The organism is Campylobacter sp. BCW_4338 (genome assembly GCF_001763255.1).
GTDB lineage: Bacteria > Campylobacterota > Campylobacteria > Campylobacterales > Campylobacteraceae > Campylobacter_D > Campylobacter_D jejuni.
The window spans coordinates 1-2,615 of record NZ_MJYJ01000006.1; the positions used below are offsets into that span (position 1 = coordinate 1).

At 23.5% G+C, this 2,615-nt stretch carries 7 protein-coding genes; 4 read left to right on the top strand and 3 right to left on the bottom strand.

Translation table 11 applies throughout. From position 1 onward, the window contains the following. Positions 1-189: 189 nt before the first annotated feature. The gene (locus tag AJN69_RS09905) at positions 190-333 is read left to right on the top strand and encodes a hypothetical protein (protein WP_002807233.1); all 144 of its coding nucleotides are present in this window, start codon (positions 190-192) and stop codon (positions 331-333) included. Positions 334-520: 187 nt separating this feature from the next. Next, positions 521-682, top strand: a complete 162-nt coding sequence (locus AJN69_RS09910; protein WP_162842081.1) for a hypothetical protein — start codon at positions 521-523, stop codon at positions 680-682. Here AJN69_RS09910 and AJN69_RS00330 read toward each other — a convergent pair. Both AJN69_RS00330 and AJN69_RS00335 read right to left on the bottom strand, forming a co-directional pair. Then, the gene (locus AJN69_RS00330) at positions 679-873 is read right to left on the bottom strand and encodes a polymerase (RefSeq protein ID WP_038401389.1); all 195 of its coding nucleotides are present in this window, start codon (positions 871-873) and stop codon (positions 679-681) included. The two genes, AJN69_RS09910 and AJN69_RS00330, sit on opposite strands and share 4 nt — an antisense overlap. A gap of 12 nt (positions 874-885) precedes the next feature. Beyond that, positions 886-1,116, bottom strand: a complete 231-nt coding sequence (locus tag AJN69_RS00335; protein ID WP_044779695.1) for a hypothetical protein — start codon at positions 1,114-1,116, stop codon at positions 886-888. A 228-nt stretch (positions 1,117-1,344) separates the two neighbouring features. Here AJN69_RS00335 and AJN69_RS10545 point away from each other — a divergent pair, with 228 nt between their 5' ends. Continuing rightward, positions 1,345-1,617: a site-specific integrase gene (locus tag AJN69_RS10545; protein WP_126265302.1), complete on the top strand. Its 273-nt coding sequence runs from the start codon at positions 1,345-1,347 to the stop codon at positions 1,615-1,617. Between the two features lie 194 nt (positions 1,618-1,811). After that, a complete protein-coding gene (locus AJN69_RS10550; RefSeq protein WP_148116010.1) occupies positions 1,812-2,168 on the top strand; it encodes a site-specific integrase in 357 nt (118 codons plus the stop codon). 130 nt (positions 2,169-2,298) lie between these two features. Here AJN69_RS10550 and AJN69_RS00350 read toward each other — a convergent pair whose 3' ends face one another. Further along, on the bottom strand, positions 2,299-2,586 hold the full coding sequence (locus AJN69_RS00350) for a hypothetical protein (protein WP_172671472.1): 288 nt from the start codon (positions 2,584-2,586) through the stop codon (positions 2,299-2,301). Between the last annotated feature and the right edge of the window lie 29 nt (positions 2,587-2,615).

Here is a 2,615-nt window from a genome sequence, read left to right on the forward strand (position 1 = left end):
TTTAGATGATATGGTAAAACACAAACAAAGTGATGAAGTTTTTAAAGTGTTTTATAAAAAAGATGATAAAATAAGATTGCTTAGAGTTAGTAATATGCAAGCTTTAAATCGTTTTGATAAACTTAAAGGTGCAATGACAAAAATAATTTTAGATAGTGGTTTTAAACCTGATAAATAAAAAGGATTAATATGTGTAAAGATCAAGAATATATAGAGCAAAGAAAGGTTTTATGGGAAAAAAGTTTTGAAGCCTTTAAAGATGATAAAGTGTATCAAAAAGAACAGCTTGAACTTGCAGAAGCAGGAATTAATGATGGCTTAGAGGAGGATTAATTATATAATTAGCCATATATTTATATTAGTTTTTTTAAAAAACCGTTTTTACTATTCTTTAATCTTTTATATTGTATTTTGATTGTCTTATTTATGTAATTTTATATATAAAAAAAGTTTTTTCCAATTTTACAACAAAACCCTTTATGGTATAATAAAAATAAAAATTATATAAGAAAGGATATAAATGGCTATAAAAATTGAAATTAGCGGATTTGATAAGGATTTTTTACCTGTTTTTGAGAGTTTAGCTAAAAGCTTATCTCAAAAGCCTATTTTATCAATGTTTTTTTCTTATTTTTTGAGCAAAAACTTACGCATACCCTTTTTTCATTTTTTGTTTCTTTAACTTCTCAAAAAAATTTGTGCCTCATTAAAACTTGGAAATACATTATTTTTTCTTCCTGTGCAACTTTTAAAACGCACATTTCCGTAAACTCTCTCAACCATATATTCCTCAAATAAAGTGGCAATAATTTCTATGCTATAATAGCGAATGTTTCCTTTCTCAGTTATTCTGTGCAACAAAACATTATTCATAAAAAAACCTAATTAAAAATTATTTATTTTATTCAAAAAATCATTTTTAAACATTTTTTCTATAGCAAGCTTAATCATTTGATTAATTTTCTCATTTTCTTTATTTGCATTAGAAATTTCATCTTTGTAAGTAGGAATCATCATTTCTATCATTTTTAATGTTTTTTCATCAAATAAAACTCTTTTTGGAATTAATATTTCATTTTTTTGAATATTTTCATTATTTATTGTATTTTTTTCCATTTTTATCCTTTATTTGTTAAAATAAATAAATTATACCATAATTTTAATAAAAAATTGTATAAATAGACAAATAATGCAAAAATATAAATATTTTTATGGTATAATTTAAAATATATAACATAATCTTATTTCAAAATAAGCCTATTAAAATATATATTTTGGTATTAACACAAGCAAATAAATATAACATAATATATTATTATGTTATAAAAAAAGGATATAAATAAAATGAAACTTAAAAATACTACAATAAGCGAAGATTTAGAGCGTTGGATAGAAGCTTATTTGAAACATATTCAAGCATTATCCTATTCAAATAATACTTTTTTACTTTATAGGCGTATTTTACTAGAATTTGTAGAATATTTATTAGAATATCAAGATGAAATGCAAATAAACGATATAAAAACGACTTTTTTAGTCAATTTTATTAATTATTTAGAAAAAATGGCAATAAACTATCAAAAAAACAAAAATAACTTATTTGAGAGTATTAACTAGCTTTTTTTCTTTTATAAGCGATAATAATGATGATTTGTTTGTTTTTTCCTTTGATATGAAGAAAATTAGATTTAGAACAGAAAAATCAGAAGAAAATTAAATTATCTTAATGAAAATGAAATTATAAGGCTAAATAATGTTTTAGAGAAAGAAAAAGCAAAAAAAGAAGTTTACAATAGTTTTAGAAAAAACTTATGCTTTATGGAGGACTTAGAATTTCTGAAGCTTTAAATGTAAAACTTTGTGATTTTGAAGAGGTTGATGATGAAATATTAAAAATATCCATAATAGGCAAGGGCGGTAAAGAACAATTTGCATTTATTAAAAAAGAAGAAGTAGATGATGAGCTTGAATATTTTAAAGAAAATATCCAAGATAGTGATTACATAATGCAAACTAGCACAGGAAAACATTTAAATAGAAGCAATGCTTTTTTGATTGTAAATAATATTTACGCTAAAGCTTTGATCAGCAAAAAAGGACTTCATTTGCTTAGACACACTTTAGCCATGAGATTAACAGCCAAAGGAACAAACCTTGTGGAATTCTAAGACATGCAAAACTAAATACTACTGCTATATATGCCAAAGCAACAAATGATACAATAAAAGCTGCGTTATTGAATAATTAATTTTTCTAAAATTGAGTATTTGCATAGACTTCAAGAAGAAGTCTATGTGTTTAAAATTGTTCTAATAAAAGTTTAGGTTCTCCGCCAAGTATTTTGATGAAATTTGCAATTCTTGATTGTATTATTTCTACGGAATACATACCTCCTAAACCGCCTAAAGCATAAAATAATTCTTCGAAAATGTCTTCTTTGTTAAATTCAAGTTCTTCTATGTCAATAAGAACAGGAGTTCGGCTACATTTTTGTAAATTTTGATATATTTTGACTAAAATCTTGATTTTTTGTAGATTACTTTCAGCCTCTAAATAAGAATTTAAGTGTATTATTAGGGTTTTTATGAGTTTTTCTCTATTTTCTTTATTTTCAA